The organism is Pseudomonas sp. NPDC088414, from assembly GCF_044753325.1.
In the GTDB taxonomy this organism is placed as follows: Bacteria; Pseudomonadota; Gammaproteobacteria; order Pseudomonadales; family Pseudomonadaceae; genus Aquipseudomonas.
Genome location: NZ_JBIVMY010000016.1, coordinates 59,728 through 76,620, shown reverse-complemented (window position 1 = coordinate 76,620; position 16,893 = coordinate 59,728). Strand labels below are relative to the sequence as shown.

General features: G+C 60.5%; 17 protein-coding genes. 8 read left to right on the top strand and 9 right to left on the bottom strand.

The window, feature by feature from the left end; genetic code table 11:
- Positions 1 to 102 precede the first annotated feature (102 nt).
- Positions 103 to 1,227 (top strand): class I SAM-dependent methyltransferase, encoded by a 1,125-nt coding sequence (locus ACIP8I_RS15610; protein WP_367085791.1) that lies wholly within the window; start codon positions 103 to 105, stop codon positions 1,225 to 1,227.
- A gap of 74 nt (positions 1,228 to 1,301) precedes the next feature.
- On the opposite strand, the gene ACIP8I_RS15605 is transcribed toward ACIP8I_RS15610, so the two are convergent.
- The 3 genes from ACIP8I_RS15605 to ACIP8I_RS15595 form a co-directional block, all read right to left on the bottom strand.
- Positions 1,302 to 1,469, bottom strand: coding sequence for a DUF2474 domain-containing protein (locus ACIP8I_RS15605; protein ID WP_007963754.1), 168 nt, complete (start codon positions 1,467 to 1,469; stop codon positions 1,302 to 1,304).
- An 84-nt stretch (positions 1,470 to 1,553) separates the two neighbouring features.
- On the bottom strand, positions 1,554 to 2,561 hold the full coding sequence (gene cydB / locus ACIP8I_RS15600; protein WP_007963753.1) for a cytochrome d ubiquinol oxidase subunit II: 1,008 nt from the start codon (positions 2,559 to 2,561) through the stop codon (positions 1,554 to 1,556).
- 3 nt (positions 2,562 to 2,564) lie between these two features.
- The gene (locus ACIP8I_RS15595; RefSeq protein WP_007963752.1) at positions 2,565 to 4,007 is read right to left on the bottom strand and encodes a cytochrome ubiquinol oxidase subunit I; all 1,443 of its coding nucleotides are present in this window, start codon (positions 4,005 to 4,007) and stop codon (positions 2,565 to 2,567) included.
- A gap of 547 nt (positions 4,008 to 4,554) precedes the next feature.
- Between ACIP8I_RS15595 and ACIP8I_RS15590 the strand changes: the two genes are divergently transcribed.
- Both ACIP8I_RS15590 and ACIP8I_RS15585 read left to right on the top strand, forming a co-directional pair.
- Positions 4,555 to 5,793, top strand: a complete 1,239-nt coding sequence (locus ACIP8I_RS15590; RefSeq protein WP_222018277.1) for an MFS transporter — start codon at positions 4,555 to 4,557, stop codon at positions 5,791 to 5,793.
- 124 nt (positions 5,794 to 5,917) lie between these two features.
- On the top strand, positions 5,918 to 6,199 hold the full coding sequence (locus tag ACIP8I_RS15585; RefSeq protein ID WP_400762207.1) for a HigA family addiction module antitoxin: 282 nt from the start codon (positions 5,918 to 5,920) through the stop codon (positions 6,197 to 6,199).
- Between the two features lie 5 nt (positions 6,200 to 6,204).
- On the opposite strand, the gene ACIP8I_RS15580 is transcribed toward ACIP8I_RS15585, so the two are convergent.
- Together ACIP8I_RS15580 and ACIP8I_RS15575 are read right to left on the bottom strand one after the other, a co-directional pair.
- Complete coding sequence (locus ACIP8I_RS15580) at positions 6,205 to 6,756, bottom strand: DJ-1 family glyoxalase III (protein WP_400762205.1); 552 nt, start codon at positions 6,754 to 6,756, stop codon at positions 6,205 to 6,207.
- A 67-nt stretch (positions 6,757 to 6,823) separates the two neighbouring features.
- The gene (locus ACIP8I_RS15575) at positions 6,824 to 7,273 is read right to left on the bottom strand and encodes a DUF4879 domain-containing protein (protein WP_400762203.1); all 450 of its coding nucleotides are present in this window, start codon (positions 7,271 to 7,273) and stop codon (positions 6,824 to 6,826) included.
- A gap of 224 nt (positions 7,274 to 7,497) precedes the next feature.
- Between ACIP8I_RS15575 and ACIP8I_RS15570 the strand changes: the two genes are divergently transcribed.
- On the top strand, positions 7,498 to 8,793 hold the full coding sequence (locus tag ACIP8I_RS15570) for an NCS2 family permease (RefSeq protein WP_108590034.1): 1,296 nt from the start codon (positions 7,498 to 7,500) through the stop codon (positions 8,791 to 8,793).
- The gene (gene trmA / locus ACIP8I_RS15565; RefSeq protein WP_400762201.1) at positions 8,790 to 9,869 is read left to right on the top strand and encodes a tRNA (uridine(54)-C5)-methyltransferase TrmA; all 1,080 of its coding nucleotides are present in this window, start codon (positions 8,790 to 8,792) and stop codon (positions 9,867 to 9,869) included. Before ACIP8I_RS15570 ends, trmA begins: the two co-directional genes overlap by 4 nt.
- Before the next feature lie 55 nt (positions 9,870 to 9,924).
- On the opposite strand, the gene ACIP8I_RS15560 is transcribed toward trmA, so the two are convergent.
- Entirely contained in the window at positions 9,925 to 10,371 is a 447-nt protein-coding gene (locus tag ACIP8I_RS15560) for a DUF2442 domain-containing protein (RefSeq protein WP_367085798.1), read from the bottom strand.
- A complete protein-coding gene (locus tag ACIP8I_RS15555; RefSeq protein WP_007963743.1) occupies positions 10,368 to 10,796 on the bottom strand; it encodes a hypothetical protein in 429 nt (142 codons plus the stop codon). The genes ACIP8I_RS15560 and ACIP8I_RS15555 overlap by 4 nt, the downstream gene beginning before the upstream one ends.
- A 330-nt stretch (positions 10,797 to 11,126) precedes the next feature.
- Here ACIP8I_RS15555 and aroQ point away from each other — a divergent pair, with 330 nt between their 5' ends.
- Together aroQ and ACIP8I_RS15545 are read left to right on the top strand one after the other, a co-directional pair.
- Positions 11,127 to 11,576 carry a type II 3-dehydroquinate dehydratase gene (gene aroQ, locus ACIP8I_RS15550; protein ID WP_003228440.1) on the top strand — a complete coding sequence of 150 codons (450 nt, stop codon included), beginning with the start codon at positions 11,127 to 11,129 and terminating at the stop codon, positions 11,574 to 11,576.
- Positions 11,573 to 12,427 (top strand): shikimate dehydrogenase, encoded by an 855-nt coding sequence (locus ACIP8I_RS15545; RefSeq protein WP_400762198.1) that lies wholly within the window; start codon positions 11,573 to 11,575, stop codon positions 12,425 to 12,427. Before aroQ ends, ACIP8I_RS15545 begins: the two co-directional genes overlap by 4 nt.
- Positions 12,428 to 12,506: 79 nt before the next feature.
- Here ACIP8I_RS15545 and ACIP8I_RS15540 read toward each other — a convergent pair whose 3' ends face one another.
- Together ACIP8I_RS15540 and quiC are read right to left on the bottom strand one after the other, a co-directional pair.
- Entirely contained in the window at positions 12,507 to 13,184 is a 678-nt protein-coding gene (locus tag ACIP8I_RS15540; protein ID WP_007963740.1) for a TetR family transcriptional regulator, read from the bottom strand.
- Positions 13,185 to 13,286: 102 nt separating this feature from the next.
- Positions 13,287 to 15,188, bottom strand: coding sequence for a 3-dehydroshikimate dehydratase QuiC (gene quiC, locus ACIP8I_RS15535; protein ID WP_400762196.1), 1,902 nt, complete (start codon positions 15,186 to 15,188; stop codon positions 13,287 to 13,289).
- A gap of 343 nt (positions 15,189 to 15,531) precedes the next feature.
- On the opposite strand from quiC, the gene ACIP8I_RS15530 reads away from it, so the two are divergent.
- The gene (locus ACIP8I_RS15530) at positions 15,532 to 16,869 is read left to right on the top strand and encodes an MFS transporter (protein ID WP_400762194.1); all 1,338 of its coding nucleotides are present in this window, start codon (positions 15,532 to 15,534) and stop codon (positions 16,867 to 16,869) included.
- The last annotated feature ends 24 nt before the right edge of the window (positions 16,870 to 16,893 follow it).

Sequence of the window (16,893 nt, the reverse complement as noted above, 5' to 3'; positions counted from 1 at the left end):
GAGTGATGACGTGAACCTTGACGTTGTATTTCACTCGGACGGTTCCGCTGCGCGACACCCTGGGCTGCGGGCCACCCGTTGATTAACCAGAGTTCCCGTACCATGCCCTTGCTCGATACGCCCTTCGCCCAACTCGACCTGATCCGTCAGCCAGAACAGCAGAACGAACCGCTGCAAGCGTTCGACGCGGCTGACGAATACCTGCTCAATCATCTGGCCGCGCAGCAACCGACGGCAGACACCCGGGTATTGGTACTCAATGACAGCTTCGGAGCGTTGGCGGCAAGTCTGGCGGGCAAGGTACAGGTCAGCAGCAGTGGCGACTCGTTTCTCGCATTCCAGGGGCTGGAAAAGAACCTGGTACGCAACGGCCTGGCATTTGATGCGGTGCGCGGGATTGCGGCCAGTGAGCCGTTGGTCGGACCGTTCGACCGAGTGCTGATCCGCGTCCCCAAGACGCTGGCATTGCTGGAAGAACAACTGATTCGCCTGCAAGGGCAACTGGCACCTGGCGCCGAAGTGGTGGCAGCGGCCATGGTCAAGCATTTGCCGCGTGCTGCCGGTGATCTGCTGGAGCGTTACATCGGTCCGGTACAGGCCTCACTGGCGGTGAAAAAGGCGCGCCTGCTGATCGCCACGCCCGAGGCCAAAGCCCCGGCGACCTCGCCCTATCCTTCGCGCTACCAGCTCGACGAGCCGGCCATCGAATTGCTCAACCACGCCAACGTGTTCTGCCGTGAAGGTCTGGACATCGGCACCCGAGCCTTTCTCCCACACCTGCCAAAAAACCTCGGCAGCGCCCGCGTCGCCGACCTCGGCTGCGGTAACGGCGTACTGGCCATCGCCAGCGCCCTGCACAACCCTGAGGCGCATTACACGCTGGTCGACGAATCGTTCATGGCCGTGCAATCGGCCGCCGAGAACTGGCGTGCCGCGCTGGGCGAGCGCGAAGTGATCGTGCGTGCCGGCGATGGCCTGGCCGGTCAAGAGCCGCAATCGCTGGACGTGGTGCTGTGCAATCCGCCGTTCCATCAGCAGCAGGTGGTTGGTGACTTCCTCGCCTGGCGCATGTTTCAGCAGGCCCGTGAAGCGCTGGTGGTGGGCGGTGCGCTGTACATTGTCGGCAACCGTCATCTGGGTTATCACAGCAAACTGGCGCGGCTGTTCCGTGGCGTCGAGCAAGTGGCGGCCACGCCGAAATTCGTGATTCTCAAGGCCCGCAAGTAAAACCTCAGGCAAAAAAAACCCTCCGCGGTACAGAGGGTTGTAAACCGTGCCCAAGGGCCACGGGACGGGATGTATCAGTGCGTGGTCAAACCGGCCGCGTTCATGAACAGGCGCATCAGGCTGGCGGCAATGAACAGCGCGCCGACGCTACCGATCCAGATCAGTGCCAACCAGCCGAGCCGCTGCCACAGCGGTTTTTTTTCGGCTTCTTCAATCTCGTGCAGGGAATGTTTGCCGTTCATTGCATCGTTCCTCCATCAGGCGATGACGTCGCCAAGGACGCCATCGCGAGCAGGCTCGCTCCCACAGGTGAGCAGAGCGAGAGATCAGTGGTAACCGTCTTCATGGGTGACCTTGCCGCGGAACACGTAGTAGCTCCAGAAGGTGTAACCCAGGATGAACGGGATGATGAACAGCGTACCGACCAGCATGAAGCCCTGGCTCTGCGGCGGTGCGGCGGCGTCCCAGATCGAGATCGACGGCGGCACGATGTTCGGCCACAGGCTGATGCCCAGACCGCTGTAGCCGAGGAAAATCAGCACCAGGGTCAGCAGGAACGGCATGTAGTTGGCGTTGCGCGCCACCGCGCGAATCAAGCCGTACAGCGTCACCAGCACCAGAATCGGTACCGGCATGAACCAGAACAGATTCGGCATGCTGAACCAGCGTGTCGCGATCTCGGGGTGAGCCAGCGGCGTCCACAGACTGACGATGCCGATCACCGCCAGCAGCACGAACGCCAGCGGCCGCGCCAGGTTGTGCATCTGCTCCTGCAACTTGCCTTCGGTCTTCATGATCAGCCAGGTGCAGCCGAGCAAGGCATAGGCCACCACCAGCGCGGCGCCGCAGAACAGAGTGAACGGTGTCAGCCAGTCCAGTGAACCGCCAGCGTATTGCCGATTGACCACCGGCAAGCCGTCGATGAAGGCACCGAGCGCCACGCCCTGGAAGAACGTCGCCGCCACCGAACCACCGATGAACGCCTTGTCCCACAGGTGGCGTTTGTCATCCTTGGCCTTGAAGCGGAACTCGAACGCCACACCGCGGAAAATCAGGCCGATCAGCATGAAGATCAGCGGCAGGTACAGCGCCGACAGCACCACCGAATAGGCCAGCGGGAACGCGCCGAACAATGCCGCGCCGCCCAGTACCAGCCAGGTTTCATTGCCGTCCCACACCGGGGCGACGGTGTTCATCATCACGTCACGGTCGGTCTTGCCCGGGATGAACGGGAAGAGAATCCCGATCCCCAGGTCAAAGCCGTCCATGACCACGTACATCATGATGCCGAAGATGATGATCACGGCCCAGATCAGCGGAAGATCAATACCCATGAGTCAAATCTCCTTTTCCAGGCTGCGATGCGAACCAGCGTCAGTGCCCTCGTCATCGGCGGCGGACAACGGCCGAGCCGGTGTGCGTTTCTGGCCAGGACCACCGTCGTTGGTTTCCTTGCCTTCGTCGGTTTTCGGTCCTTTGCGCACCAGACGCATCATGTAGCCGAGCCCCGCACCGAACAGCGCGAAATACACCACGACAAACATGATCAGGGTGATGCTCATCTGCATGAAGCTGTGGTTGGACGAAGCATCTGCCGTGCGCATCAGCCCATAGACCACCCACGGCTGACGACCGATTTCGGTGGTGAACCAGCCGGCGAGGATCGCGATCAGGCCGGACGGCCCCATCCACAACGCCAGATACAGGAACGGCCGCGAGGTGTAGAGCGAATCGCGCTTGCGCAGCCACAGACTCCACAGACCGGTGAAGATCATCAGGAAGCCGAGGCCGACCATGACCCGGAACGACCAGAACACGATGGTCGAATTCGGCCGGTCTTCAGGCGGGAACTCCTTGAGTGCCGGCACCTGCTTGTCCAGCGAGTGGGTCAGGATCAGGCTGCCGAGGTAGGGGATTTCCACGGCGAACTTGGTTTTCTCTTCCTTCATGTCCGGCCAGCCGAACAGAATCAACGGGGTCGCTTCGTTGCCTTTGTTTTCCCAGTGACCTTCGATCGCGGCGATTTTCGCCGGCTGGTGCTCAAGGGTGTTCAGGCCATGAAAGTCACCGATAACCGCCTGGATCGGCGCGACGATCAGCGCCATCCACATCGCCATCGACAGCATGGTGCGGATCGCCGGGTTGTCCTTGCCGCGCAGCAGGTGCCAGGCCGCCGACGAGCCAACGAAGAACGCTGTGGCAACGAACGCAGCGGTCGCCATGTGCATCAGGCGATAAGGGAACGACGGGTTGAAGACGATGGCCAGCCAGTCGGTCGGGATCACCTGACCGTTGACGATCTCGAAGCCTTGCGGCGTCTGCATCCAGCTGTTGGAAGCGAGAATCCAGAATGTCGAGATCAGCGTGCCGATCGCTACCATCACTGTGGAGAAGAAGTGCAGTTTGCGTCCGACCTTGTTCCAGCCGAACAGCATCACCCCGAGGAAACCGGCTTCGAGGAAGAATGCCGTGAGCACCTCGTAGGTCAGCAGCGGTCCGGTGACGGAACCGGCGAAGTCCGAGAAACGACTCCAGTTGGTACCGAACTGGTAGGCCATGACCAGACCGGAGACCACACCCATGCCGAAGTTGACGGCAAAGATCTTCGACCAGAAGTGGTAGAGGTCCCGGTAGGTGTCGTTATGGGTTTTCAACCACAGCCCTTCGAGCACCGCCAGGTAGCTCGCCAGACCAATGGTGATGGCCGGGAACAGGATGTGGAACGAGATGGTGAACGCGAACTGAATTCGGGCGAGATCGAGTGCCTCTAAACCGAACATATGGCTTCCTCTGTCAGGTAATACCGGCATTGGGGCTTGTGGCCCCTGCCTACTGCCCCCACGGATATCGAGTGCGGCGAATTCTGATTCGTTCTTTTTTAATAACCATCGCAACGCAGGGAGTCTGGCCATCGGGCCACCAGACCATGGCCCGCGAGGGTCTTGATCTGGATCAAGCAACGTTAAAAGAGTAGTCCCATTTCCGACGAAGGACGGCGTGGTCGTTTGCCGCGTGACAAGTTGCCTCATTGCCTGGGCAACGCTCTGAAACAGATATCCCAGAGCCGAGAAACCCTCTGTGGCGAGGGAGCTTGCTCCCGCTCGGCTGCGCAGCAGTCGTAAAAAGGTTTTCCAGCGCTTGCCTGAAAGCAGGATTGCGCTGGCTTGGGGCCGCTTCGCAACCCGGCGGGAGCAAGCTCCCTCGCCACAGAGAGAGGGGTATCCGGATGATCGATGTCTGGCTAACTAAATTTTCTGTCATAGCAACTTCCTGTTACAGACTGGTGATAACCTCGCCGTTCCCCTCCTGAGCCAGACCTGCCTTCAGATGCCCAGCCAAGAGCCCCTGCTGTTACGTCACCATCGTCCGTTTCTCGCGTTCTGGTTCGCCCGGATCTTCACCGCCAGCGGTTTTCAGATGCTCACCGTGGCGATCGGCTGGAATCTGTATCAGTTGACCGGCAACGTGCTCGACCTGGGTCTGGTCGGGCTGGTCGAGTTCGCGCCTCGGGTGCTGTTCATGCTACACACCGGGCATGTCGCCGACCGTTATGACCGGCGTCGGGTCGCGGCGATCTGTCAGTCGTTGCAGGCGTTGATTGCCTTGGCGCTGGCCATCGGCAGTGCGACCGATCACGTCACCCGGGAAATGATCTTTATCCTCGCCTTCCTGCTCGGTGCGGCGCGCTCCTTCGAAATGCCGACGACCCAGGCGCTGCTGCCGAGCATCGTGCCCAGCGCCCTGTTTCCACGGGCGGTCGCCGCCGCGCAATCGGCTCAACAGTCAGCCACTATTGTCGCTCCAGCCCTCGGTGGCTTGCTTTACGCGTTCGGCAGCGTCTGGGTCTACGGCCCGACGGTATTGCTCTACGTCATCGCCTGCACCTTGATGCTCAACCTGCCCGCGCGACAAACGCCGCTGAACAAGGGCAAAGCCACGCTGGATTCGTTGCTGGCGGGTATCCGCTTCATTCGCAGTCGGCCGGACATTCTCGGAGCGATCTCGCTGGATCTGTTCGCGGTGTTGCTCGGTGGCGCTACCGCATTGCTGCCGGTGTTCGCCAAGGACATCCTGCTCACCGGGCCGTGGGGCCTGGGCCTGCTGCGCTCGGCGCCAGCGGTTGGCGCGTTGGGGATGTCACTGTTTCTGGCGCGATTTGCCGTCGAGCGCAACGTTGGCCGGGTGATGTTCACCGCGGTCGGCGTATTCGGCGTGGCAACCATCGCCTTTGGCCTGTCGACCTCGTTCTGGTTCTCGCTGGCGGTGCTGGTGGTGCTCGGCGCGGCGGACATGATCAGCATGGTCATCCGCGCCTCCTTCGTGCAACTGGAAACCCCGGACGAGATGCGCGGCCGGGTCAGCGCGGTGAACGGCCTGTTCATCGGCGCCTCGAACCAGTTGGGGGAATTCGAATCCGGCCTCACTGCGCACTGGTTCGGCACCGTGCCGGCCGTGGTCATGGGCGGGATCGGCACGCTGGTGGTCACCGGCACCTGGATCAAACTGTTCCCGACCCTGGCCAAACGCGACCGGATGCATGTGCCGGTGGAAGAGGCGAAGGTCTAGGTCACATCAGTCAAATCAACAGGCCAGGCACAAATTGATTGAAAAGGTGCGGTACAAAGTTACCGCACAGAGTGTAATGTATCGCCTTACACTCGCCGCCATGATCAAATCCTGCAGGCTTCCCATGCACAACCCGCCACACCCCGGTGAAACACTGCTCATGGATGTCTTGCCGGAGTTAGGCATCAGCGTGAGTGAATTGGCCAGACATCTGGGCTTCGCGCGCCCTCACCTTTCCCGCGTATTGCACGGCCATGCACCGATCAGCCCGGATCTGGCGGTACGGCTGGAGCGAGCAGGCATTGGCAAGGCGCGCGTGTGGCTAGGCGTTCAAACCGATTACGATCTGTGGCAAGCAGAGCATCGGGAGCAACCAGCCATTACCCCTATCGCTGCCCACGCCTGAAGCCATCACACCAACATCTCCCCCGCCACTTTCGTCCGCAACGCTTTGCCACCAAGTTGCTCGACCAGCGTCAGGGCAAAGGCCAGTGCGCCACCGGAGCCCTGGGCGGTGATGCAGTTGCCGTCGACCACCACCGGTTGATCAACAAACGTACAGCCCGACAATTGATGGCTGGCACTCGGCAGGCAGGTCATGCGCCGTTGACGCAGTACGCCAAAAGCTTGCAGGGCGATGGCCGGGGATTCGGCGATGGCGGCGAATAGGCGCCCGGCGCTGACCTGGTCCTTGAGCAATTGTTGCAGCGGTTGATGCGCCGCCAGATGTTGTGCACCGACAACACCACCGGGCAGGACGATCAAGTCGAAAGTCTGCGCCAGCACATCGACCAGCATGCCATCCGCCGTCAGGCGTGCGCCGCGCGCGCAGGTCAGCATGCGCCGGCCTTCGATACTGGCCGCCACCACTTCGACCCCAGCGCGGCGCAGCACGTCGATCAGGGTCACGCTTTGCAGATCATCGATGCCCTCGGCGAGGGTAATCAGGGCTCTAGAGGTCATGGCCGCCATCCGCTGGGTGATCTTTAAAGCGTAGTCAGCTTTGCCCTGCCCTGTTCGGTGACAGCCGTTACTTGATGTAAAGCTGGGTCGACAGGGTGTTGCGTGGCGCGTTGATCGAGGTATTGCTGAAACTGAACGTGCCTTCCTGTTTGCCCACCAGATCGAAGGTATACAGCGAGCCGACAGTTTTGCTGCCGGGCGTGCACTCGGTCAGATTGCCGTTATCAAAAGCACACACCGGCGCGCGGGTCCCATTCACTTCAAAACCATCCAGCGTGGCGTGCGGCTGGTTCTGGCCGTAGCCGATTTCCAGCACAAACACCTTGATACTCGGGCCGCTGTGATTGCACTGGGTTTGCGGCTGATTATCGCCGATGTCTTCCAGACCACAGGCTGGCGATTGAACCTTGATCACTTTCACTTGCGTCAACGGTGGTGCCGAGGCTGCCAGCGCCGCCGTCGACCCGGCCATCAGCCCGGCCACTAACCCGAAAGCCTTCATCCAGCGCTTGCCCATGTGATCGCGTTTCCCCGAAAAATTCAGCGCGCAGTATGGCGCAGTTGGCCCTGCGGCAAAACTTCGACGACGTTCGGCACCAACAACCGCCATATTCCTCACGCTGCTGGTATGATGCGCGGCTTTTTCCGGCCCACCACAAATTCCCAGGCGCTTGCGACGGTCTGTGCTTTGCTGTTGAGGTCGATACATTCACGGCGCCACGCGCGCCACGGGGAGCAGACATGCTGGAAAGGCTGTTTCAACTCAAGGCACACAACACCAACGTGCGTACCGAGATTCTGGCGGGCGTCACGACCTTCCTGGCCATGGCCTACATTCTGTTCGTCAACCCGAGCATTCTCGGCGAGACCGGCATGGACAAGGGCGCGGTGTTCGTCGCCACCTGTCTGGCAGCCGCCATCGGCTCGACCATCATGGGCCTGATCGCCAACTACCCGATCGCGCTTGCGCCGGGCATGGGCCTGAACGCCTTCTTCACTTATACCGTGGTCCTGCACATGGGCCACACCTGGCAAGTGGCGCTGGGCGCGGTGTTCATCTCGGCGGTGTGCTTCTTCCTGCTGTCGATCTTCCGCATCCGCGAATGGATCATCAATAGCATCCCGCTGCCGCTGCGCTCGGCGATTGCCGCCGGTATCGGCCTGTTCCTGGCGCTGATCGCCCTGCATAACGCGGGCATCGTGGTCAGCAACCCGGCGACCATGGTCGGCCTCGGTGATCTGAAAGCCCCGGCGCCGATTCTCGCCACCCTCGGTTTCGCCCTGATCGTTGCCCTCGAAGCGCTGAAAGTACGCGGCGCGGTGCTGATCGGCATTCTGGCGGTGACCATCGTGTCCATCGCCATGGGCTTCACCCCGTTCGGCGGAGTGACCTCGATGCCACCTTCGCTGGCGCCGACCTTCATGCAACTGGACATCAAGGGCGCACTGGACATCGGTCTGGTCAGCGTGATCTTCGCCTTCCTGTTCGTCGACCTGTTCGACAACTCCGGCACCCTGATCGGCGTCGCCAAGCGTGCCGGCCTGATGGGCAAGGACGGCCATATGCCGAAAATGGGTCGTGCACTGATCGCCGACAGCACCGCCGCGATGGCCGGTTCGCTGCTGGGCACTTCGACCACCACCAGCTACATCGAATCGGCTGCCGGCGTGAGTGCTGGCGGTCGCACCGGTCTGACGGCCATCGTCGTGGCGATCCTGTTCCTGCTGGCGCTGTTCTTCTCGCCGCTGGCGGCCAGCGTTCCGGCATTCGCCACCGCACCGGCGCTGCTGTTCGTCGCCGTGCTGATGACCTCGGGTCTGGCGGAAATAGACTGGGAAGACATCACCGTCGCCGCACCGGTCGTGGTCACCGCGCTGGCGATGCCGTTCACTTACTCGATCGCCAACGGCATCGCCTTCGGCTTCATCTCCTGGACCGTGATCAAGCTGCTGTCGGGCCGCGCCCGTGAGCTGAACCCGGCGCTGGTGATTCTGTCGATTCTGTTCGTGATCAAGCTGGGTTGGTTCAACGCATGACTTTCGATTCCCAGGCCTACGCCACACAGCTCGAAGAAAAGGTCACGCGCTTGCGTGACCTGCTGGCCCCGTTCGATGCGCCGGAGCCGACGGTATTCGACTCGCCGCTGCAGAACTTCCGCCTGCGTGCGGAATTTCGCCTGTGGCGCGAGGCCGGCGAGCGGCACTACGCGATGTTCTCCCAGGACGACAAACGCACGCCGATCCTGATCGAAGAGTTCCCGATTGCCAGCCTGCGCATCAACCAGTTGATGCCGCAGCTCAAGGCGGCATGGCAGGCCAGTTCGGCGCTGAGCCACAAGCTGTTCCAGGTGGAGTTCCTCACCACCCTGGCTGGCGATGCGATGATTACCCTGTGCTATCACCGTCCGCTGGACGAGCACTGGCATGCGGCCGCGTCGAAGTTGGCAGCTGATCTCAACGTCAGCGTCATCGGGCGTTCCAAGGGCAAGCGCGAAGTCATCGGCCACGATTACGTGGTGGAGAAACTCGAAGTCGGCGGCCGCACGTTCAGCTATCGCCAGCCGGAAGGCGCGTTCACCCAGCCCAACGGCACGGTGAACCAGAAGATGCTCAACTGGGCATTCGAAGCGCTGGGCGATCGTCCTGACGATCTGCTGGAGCTGTACTGCGGCAACGGCAACTTCACCCTGCCGCTCGCGACCCGTGTGCGCAAAGTACTGGCCACCGAGATCAGCAAGACTTCGGTCAACGCCGCACTGAGCAACCTCAGCGAAAACGCTGTGGATAACGTCACGCTGGTACGCCTGTCCGCCGAAGAGCTGACCGAAGCGCTCAACGAAGTGCGCCCGTTCCGTCGCCTGCAAGGCATCGACCTGAAAAGCTACGAGTTCGGCAGCGTATTCGTCGACCCGCCACGCGCCGGCATGGACCCGGACACCTGCGAGCTGACCCGGCGCTTCGACAACATCCTGTACATCTCGTGCAACCCGGAAACCCTCGCGGCCAACATCGCCCAGCTGCACGACACGCACCGCATCACCCGCTGCGCGATGTTCGACCAGTTCCCCTGGACGCATCACATGGAGTCCGGGGTGTTGCTGACCCGGCGCTGATGGCGAATGCCGGATACGAGAAAGCCGTCTTGATTGACGGCTTTTTTGTTCCTGCTTACGGTGCAGTGTCGGTCTTACGTGGACGCCCGCCCTTCTTGCCATTTGCTCGTGCAGCTTCGGATTTTGCCGCACTGCTTTGACGACCGTTGCGCGACGCAACCACCGAAGCCGCCATCCTCATGAGTGACGGGCTCGCCGAAATCATTCCGGAGATGGAAACGTCGAGGTCTTTGCCCTCGTGGCAAAGCGCAGTGCCTGCATAGCCGACTGTCAGGTTCGCATAATCGTCTGAATCAAACCCGTCGAACTCCGAATACTGGCTCACCGGTAGCAACACACCGCTGCCGTCTTCAAAACGAATGACCAGAGAGGGGTTTTCAAAGGTCACGGAAACAGCCTGCAAGCTGCTAGCTTGTCGCGCTTCGCCACGTTTTATCGCGGCATCAAGCATTTCTTCCGTCAGCGGACGATGTTCGGACGGCTTTGCCTTGATGACTTTCATAAATCGATTTCAACTCCTGCCAGTTTGCCGAGCAATGTCAGAACAGTCTTGTCTGCTTCTGGCTCATAACGCGCCGAACTGATCCTGTAGGTCGTAGCGGTGACCGGTTTCATCACGGGAACTTCGTTTGACTCGCAGTCCCACACCTGATTGTCGAGACAAACTGTCTGCAAGACTGACCACCAGATCCCTCGTGCGCGACGCAGATGAGCAGGTTGCCCCAGTGATCGACACAATCCTTCCAGCACCGCCAGCGGCGGTCGACGTGAAAGCGGCACGACATCCCACAGGTCAATGTCGTTGTGCCAGAAACTGAACTGAAATCGGGCATTCCAGGCGCCTGCATTAACGTGAACATGTGGCGGGCAATGCTCATCTCGCAACATGATGCTTATCGACAATCCCTTGTAGTTGCATACTTTCATGCTAACCCATCCGTTAGGTTAATAAGTTTCAGGATTCGATTTTCCCTTCAAATCCGACGGCCGGTGCTGCACTGCACCTCAACGCCTTTCACCACATGCAGACTAGCGTCGGCACGGATGAGGAAGCGCTGCATCTTCGAGAAAAAACGTAAGCAAAACTGTCGATACAATTCGAAAAATCCGAATGCAATGTGGCTCTTGTGCGATCACCGAACATAAAACGTCGGACGCAACGCCGTTCAATTGACCGCGGTAACCATCTGGTACATTTTACCTCCACAGGCTGAAACCCTCGGCCCAAGCCAAAAACAATAAGTGGAGTTTGCCCCCATGCCCCCTATCGTTCTGGTGCTCAACGGCCCGAACCTGAACCTGCTCGGCACCCGTGAACCGGCGACCTACGGTCACGAAACCCTGGCCGATATCTCTGCACTGTGCGGGCGTGCCGCCGAAGAATTCGGCCTGACGGTGGAGTTTCGCCAGACCAATCACGAAGGCGAATTGCTCGACTGGATTCATGCGGCACGCGGGCGTTGCGCCGGGATCGTGATCAACCCGGCAGCCTGGACGCACACCTCGGTGGCGATCCGCGACGCGCTGGTGGCCAGTGAGTTGCCGGTGATCGAAGTGCATCTGTCCAACGTGCATGCGCGTGAGCCGTTCCGCCATCACTCCTTCGTTTCTGCCATCGCTACGGCGGTGATGTGCGGCTTCGGCAGTCATGGCTATCGCCTGGCTTTGGAGCATTTCAGTCAACGACTGAAGGGGCGTGCAGCATGATTCGCAAGAACGTAATACTCGCCGGACTGATCGGTGCGTGCATTCAGGCCTCGCGCACGCCAGCCCTGCATGAACACGAAGGCGATGCCCAAGGCCTGCGTTACCTGTATCGGCTGATCGACCTCGATCAGTTGCATCTGGACAGAAATGCCCTGCCCGACTTGCTGCAGGCCGCCGAACGGATGAACTACACCGGCCTGAACATCACTTTCCCGTGCAAGCAGTCGATCATCCCGCTGCTCGATGAGCTGTCGCCGGAAGCCCAAGGCATCGGCGCGGTCAACACGGTGGTGCTCAAGGATGGCAAGCGCATCGGCCACAACACCGATTGCCTGGGTTTTGCCGAAGGTTTTCGTCGGGGCCTGAAGGACGCTGCGCGTGAACGTGTGGTCCAGATGGGCGCCGGGGGAGCAGGGGCGGCGGTGGCCCACGCGCTGTTGAGTGAAGGCGTACAGCAGCTGAGCATTTTCGACGTCGACCGCGAACGCGCCGAGAGTCTGGCGAACAACCTCAACCAGCATTTCGGCTCAGGCCGCGCGCTGGCCGGGCGTGATCTGCCGGGTACGTTGAATCAGGCCGATGGCCTGGTGAACACCACGCCGATGGGCATGGCCAAACTGCCGGGGATGCCGGTGCCGGTGGAGTTGCTGCGCAAGGAACTGTGGGTCGCGGAGATCGTTTACTTCCCGCTGGAAACCGAGCTGCTGCGCAACGCCCGCGCGCTGGGTTGCCGCACGCTGGACGGCGGCAACATGGCGGTGTTTCAGGCAGTTAAGGCGTTTGAGCTGTTCAGCGGCGTGGTGCCGGATGCGCAGCGCATGCTGGCGCATTTTCAAAGCATGAACGTTTAAAAGATCAAAAGATCGCAGCCTTCGGCAGCTCCTACAGGGCCTTGTGTAGGAGCTGCCGAAGGCTGCGATCTTTTGCTTGTCACGGCTGCAAGTAGCGCAACACCGACTCGCAGATCATCTCGCGATGACGCTGCTTGATGCTTTCATCCGGCAGGTCGATCTGAAAGATCTCACCGAACGTATGGCGGTTCGAAACGCGGTAGAAACAGAACGAACTGATCAGCAAGTGCACATCCAGCGCGTCCAGCCCGGCGCGGAACACACCCTCCTCGGCACCGCGACGCAAAATCTCGCCCAGTGAATCGAGGATCGTATTGTTCATCGCCTTTATCGCATCCGAACGCTTCACGAACTCGGCGTTGTGGATATTTTCGATGCAAACGATGCGCACGAAATCGACGTTGCGGTCGTGGTGATCGAAGGTGAATTCCACCAGTCGGCGGATCGCCACCACCGGCGGCAACTCGGCCAGGTGCAGGCGGTTTTCGGTGCTGCGGATGTCGCCGTAAAGCTTCTCCAGTACCTCGACGTACAACTGCTCCTTACTGCCGAAGTAGTAATAGATCATGCGTTTGGAGGTGTGGATACGCTCGGCGATCGCGTCGACGCGGGCGCCGGACAAGCCCTGCTGGACGAACTCGACGATCGCCTCCTGCAGGATGTTCTCGCGGGTCTTTTCCGGGTTGTTCTTGCGACTCTTGCGCGGCTCGATGCCGGATTCGACGGGAGCGGCGGGAAGTTCTGAAGTCATTGTCATTGCGGGCTCACGGCCATCACTGCACAGGCTGGCGATTATGGGCCGCACAACTGCGCTAAGGAAGCTGCGCGACCCGTGTTTAATCCCGCGTTTACGAATTTCCTACAACTTCGCCTGGCGCACCGCGCCGCTGCGTGATTTGGCCATCGCCGCCAGGCGCACCGCGACGTTCGCCGCACCATAACCGGCATAACCGTTTTTACGCTGGATGATCTCGAAGAAGAAGCGTCCCTCGAACGGCTCGGTGTACACGTGGAACAGCTCGCCGCCCTGTGCGTCACGATCATAAAGCACGTTGTAGTACGCCAGCTCGCTGAGGAATTCGTCATCGAAATCGAAGCGCGCAGCGAGGTCGTCGTAATAGTTCAGCGGGATATCCAGCAGCGGCACTCCAGCCTCTTTGGCGCGACTGACTTCGGCGAAGATGTCATCACAATCGAAGGCGATGTGATGCACACCGGAACCGCGATAACTCGACAGCGCGTGAGAAATCGCGGTATTGCGGTTCTCCGAGATATTCAGCGGCAAGCGAATCGAACTGTCGCGACTGCGCAACGCGCGGCTCTTCACCAGGCCGTAAGGGTCGGGCAGTACCACTTCATCATCGGCCTCGAAGTCCAGCAGGCTCTTGTAGAACAGCACCCAACTGTCGAGGCTGTCCGCCGGCAACGCCATGGCCATGTGATCAATGCGCTTGAGGCCGCCACGGGCCTGAGCGTTCGGCAGCAGATTGAAGTCGGTGCCATAAACGTCCGCCGCTTCATCCACCAGATAAATCAGGCTGCCGTCCGGCGCGCGTACGGCGGCCAGTTCCAGTTCGTTGGGGCCGACCAGCCCGCGATAGGGCTGCCCCTTGTAGGCAACGGCGCGGGCCAGGGCGCTGGCGCTATCCTTGACCCGCACGGCAGTGGCGCACAGCGACGGGCCATGGGCCTCGAAGAAACTGTGGCCGAACGAATACGGTTCGGCGTTGAGGATCAGGTTGATATCGCCCTGACGCAACAGGCTCACACTCTTGGAGCGGTGTTGCCCGGCCTTGACGAAACCCAGACGTTCCAGCCAGTTCGTCAGTTTGGCGCCGAGTGCTTCGTCCACCGCGAACTCGAGAAACTCGATGCCGTTGTACTCGCTGGCCTTTGGCGTTTCGAAGAGGATGTCGCGGTTACTCACCGGCGTTACCTGCTGCTCCAGACGCTGGCGGGTTTTCTCCTCCAGATACAGCAGCGAACGCAGACCATCGGCGGCATTGGCCCGTGGCGGCGCGGCGCGGAAGCCATCGTTGAAGATTTCCAGCGACAACGGCCCGGTGTAACCGCTCTGGATGATCGGCGCGAGGAACCCCGGCAGATCGAATTCGCCCTGCCCCGGGAAGCAGCGGAAATGCCGGCTCCACTCCAGGACATCCATGGCGAGGATCGGCGCGTCGGCCATTTGCACAAAGAAGATCTTGTCGCCGGGAATGTCGGCGATCGCGCCTGGATCACCTTTCAGCGACAAAGTGTGAAAGCTGTCGAGCAGCACGCCGAGTGCCGGGTGATCGGCCTGGCGGACGATGTCCCAGACCTGTTGATAAGTATTGACGTGCCGGCCCCAGGCCAGCGCTTCATAGCCGATGCGCAACCCGCGAGCGCCGGCACGTTCAGCCAGCAGCCGCAGGTCATCGACGAGAATCTGCCGGTCGCCGACGCTGTCCGCCGAGGCGTTGCTGCACACCAGCACCAGATCGGTGCCCAGTTCCTGCATCAGGTCAAATTTGCGCTCGGCCCGTTCCAGATTGCGCGCCAGCCGATCACGGCGGCAGCCTTCAAAATCGCGGAACGGCTGGAACAGGGTGATGGCGATCCCCAAGTCAGCGCACATCTGCCTGATTTCCCGCGGGCTGCCGTCGTAATACAGAAGATCGTTTTCAAAGATCTCGACCCCGTCGAACCCGGCGGCGGCAATGGCTTCAAGCTTTTCCGGCAGGGTGCCGCTCAGGGAAACGGTGGCAATGGAACGCTGCATGTTTCTACTCCCGATGGAGATCGTCTTGTCACGCGTCCCTGTAGGAGCTGCCGAAGGCTGCGATCCTTTGATCTTCACAAACAAAGATCGCAGCCTTCGGCAGCTCCTGCAGAGGCCCGTTTTTTATCGTGAGGAAATTATTGGCTGCATCGTCTTCAGCAGCAATTTAAAGTGTACCAGCCGGTTAGTTTTGCGTGCGATTATCGAACACTATGGCGTTTCGGCGAATTGACGATTTTTCGTCCACTGCCCACCATCGACTTCACATTGAGTCCGGAAATGAACCTTCGGTCGCAGTGCGTGCAAACAACACCACATAACAAATTCAAAAACGGGTGGAACAATGATTCCTTCACAGACTTCCCGCATGGCCCCGGCCATGAGCACTGCCACGGGTGGCATCGGCGACAAGATCCGCGGCGCCATGGCTGTCGGCAAGACCCGTTGGGGCATGCTGGCGCTGGTGTTTTTCGCCACGACCCTGAACTACATCGACCGCGCCGCCCTCGGCGTCATGCAGCCGATCCTCGCCAAGGAAATGAGCTGGACGGCGATGGATTACGCCAACATCAACTTCTGGTTTCAGGTCGGCTACGCGATCGGCTTCGTGCTGCAAGGACGGCTGATCGACCGCGTCGGCGTCAAACGCGTGTTCTTCTGCGCGGTGCTGCTCTGGAGCCTGGCCACCGGCGCTCACGGTCTGGCAACGTCGGCGGTCGGCTTCATGGTCTGCCGCTTTATTCTCGGCCTGACCGAAGCGGCCAACTACCCGGCCTGCGTGAAAACCACGCGCCTGTGGTTCCCGGCCGGTGAACGCGCCGTGGCCACCGGCATTTTCAATGCCGGGACCAACGTCGGTGCGATGTTCACGCCGATGCTGCTACCACTGATTCTCCACGTGTGGGGCTGGCAGGCGGCGTTCCTGTGCATGTCGGCACTGGGCGGGATCTGGCTGCTGTTCTGGGGCCTGAAATACTTCAACCCGGAAGACCATCCACGGGTGAAAAAATCCGAACTCGACTACATCCAGCAGGAAGTCGAACCGGAACAAGCCCGCGTACCGTTTTCACGCATCCTGCGCATGCGCGGCACCTGGGCCTTCGCCCTCGCCTATTCGCTGACCGCGCCGGTGTTCTGGTTCTACCTGTATTGGTTGCCGCCGTTTCTCAATCAGCAATACAACCTGGGCATCAACGTGACCCAGATGGGTATTCCACTGATCATCATCTACGTGACGGCCGACTTCGGCAGCGTCGGTGGCGGCATTCTGTCTTCGTTCCTGATCGGTCGCGGCATGAACTCGATCAAGGCGCGACTGCTGTCGATGTTCCTGTTCGCCTGCTGCATCATCGGCGTGGTCATGGCCGCCGGTTCGAGCAATCTGTGGGTCGCCGTCGCGGCAATCTCTCTGGCCATCGGCGCGCATCAGGCCTGGACTGCGAACATCTGGAGCCTGGTGATGGACTACACGCCCAAGCACATGATGAGCACGGTGTTCGGTTTCGGCGGCATGTGCGCAGCGATCGGCGGGATGTTCATGACCCAGATCGTCGGCCACATCCTGACCGTCACCAACAATAACTACACGGTACTGTTTACGCTGATCCCGGCGATGTACTTCGTGGCGCTGACCTGGATGTACTTCATGGCCCCGCGCAAGATTCCAGACGTCACCGAATAACCGGCCTACCCCATCCCCCCTGTA

Bases quoted from the DNA above. Each gene is read 5' to 3' on its own strand.
- ACIP8I_RS15540 (WP_007963740.1), bottom strand. From the start codon at position 13,184: ATGACAATGACTTCAGAACTTCCCGCCGCTCCCGTCGAATCCGGCATC.
- ACIP8I_RS15595 (WP_007963752.1), bottom strand. From the start codon at position 4,007: ATGTTCGGTTTAGAGGCACTCGATCTCGCCCGAATTCAGTTCGCGTTC.
- ACIP8I_RS15605 (WP_007963754.1), bottom strand. From the start codon at position 1,469: ATGAACGGCAAACATTCCCTGCACGAGATTGAAGAAGCCGAAAAAAAA.
- ACIP8I_RS15585 (WP_400762207.1), top strand. From the start codon at position 5,918: ATGCACAACCCGCCACACCCCGGTGAAACACTGCTCATGGATGTCTTG.
- aroQ (WP_003228440.1), top strand. From the start codon at position 11,127: ATGCCCCCTATCGTTCTGGTGCTCAACGGCCCGAACCTGAACCTGCTC.
- ACIP8I_RS15560 (WP_367085798.1), bottom strand. From the start codon at position 10,371: ATGAAAGTCATCAAGGCAAAGCCGTCCGAACATCGTCCGCTGACGGAA.
- ACIP8I_RS15590 (WP_222018277.1), top strand. From the start codon at position 4,555: ATGCCCAGCCAAGAGCCCCTGCTGTTACGTCACCATCGTCCGTTTCTC.
- cydB (WP_007963753.1), bottom strand. From the start codon at position 2,561: ATGGGTATTGATCTTCCGCTGATCTGGGCCGTGATCATCATCTTCGGC.
- ACIP8I_RS15575 (WP_400762203.1), bottom strand. From the start codon at position 7,273: ATGGGCAAGCGCTGGATGAAGGCTTTCGGGTTAGTGGCCGGGCTGATG.
- trmA (WP_400762201.1), top strand. From the start codon at position 8,790: ATGACTTTCGATTCCCAGGCCTACGCCACACAGCTCGAAGAAAAGGTC.
- ACIP8I_RS15570 (WP_108590034.1), top strand. From the start codon at position 7,498: ATGCTGGAAAGGCTGTTTCAACTCAAGGCACACAACACCAACGTGCGT.
- ACIP8I_RS15555 (WP_007963743.1), bottom strand. From the start codon at position 10,796: ATGAAAGTATGCAACTACAAGGGATTGTCGATAAGCATCATGTTGCGA.
- ACIP8I_RS15530 (WP_400762194.1), top strand. From the start codon at position 15,532: ATGATTCCTTCACAGACTTCCCGCATGGCCCCGGCCATGAGCACTGCC.
- ACIP8I_RS15545 (WP_400762198.1), top strand. From the start codon at position 11,573: ATGATTCGCAAGAACGTAATACTCGCCGGACTGATCGGTGCGTGCATT.
- ACIP8I_RS15580 (WP_400762205.1), bottom strand. From the start codon at position 6,756: ATGACCTCTAGAGCCCTGATTACCCTCGCCGAGGGCATCGATGATCTG.
- ACIP8I_RS15610 (WP_367085791.1), top strand. From the start codon at position 103: ATGCCCTTGCTCGATACGCCCTTCGCCCAACTCGACCTGATCCGTCAG.
- quiC (WP_400762196.1), bottom strand. From the start codon at position 15,188: ATGCAGCGTTCCATTGCCACCGTTTCCCTGAGCGGCACCCTGCCGGAA.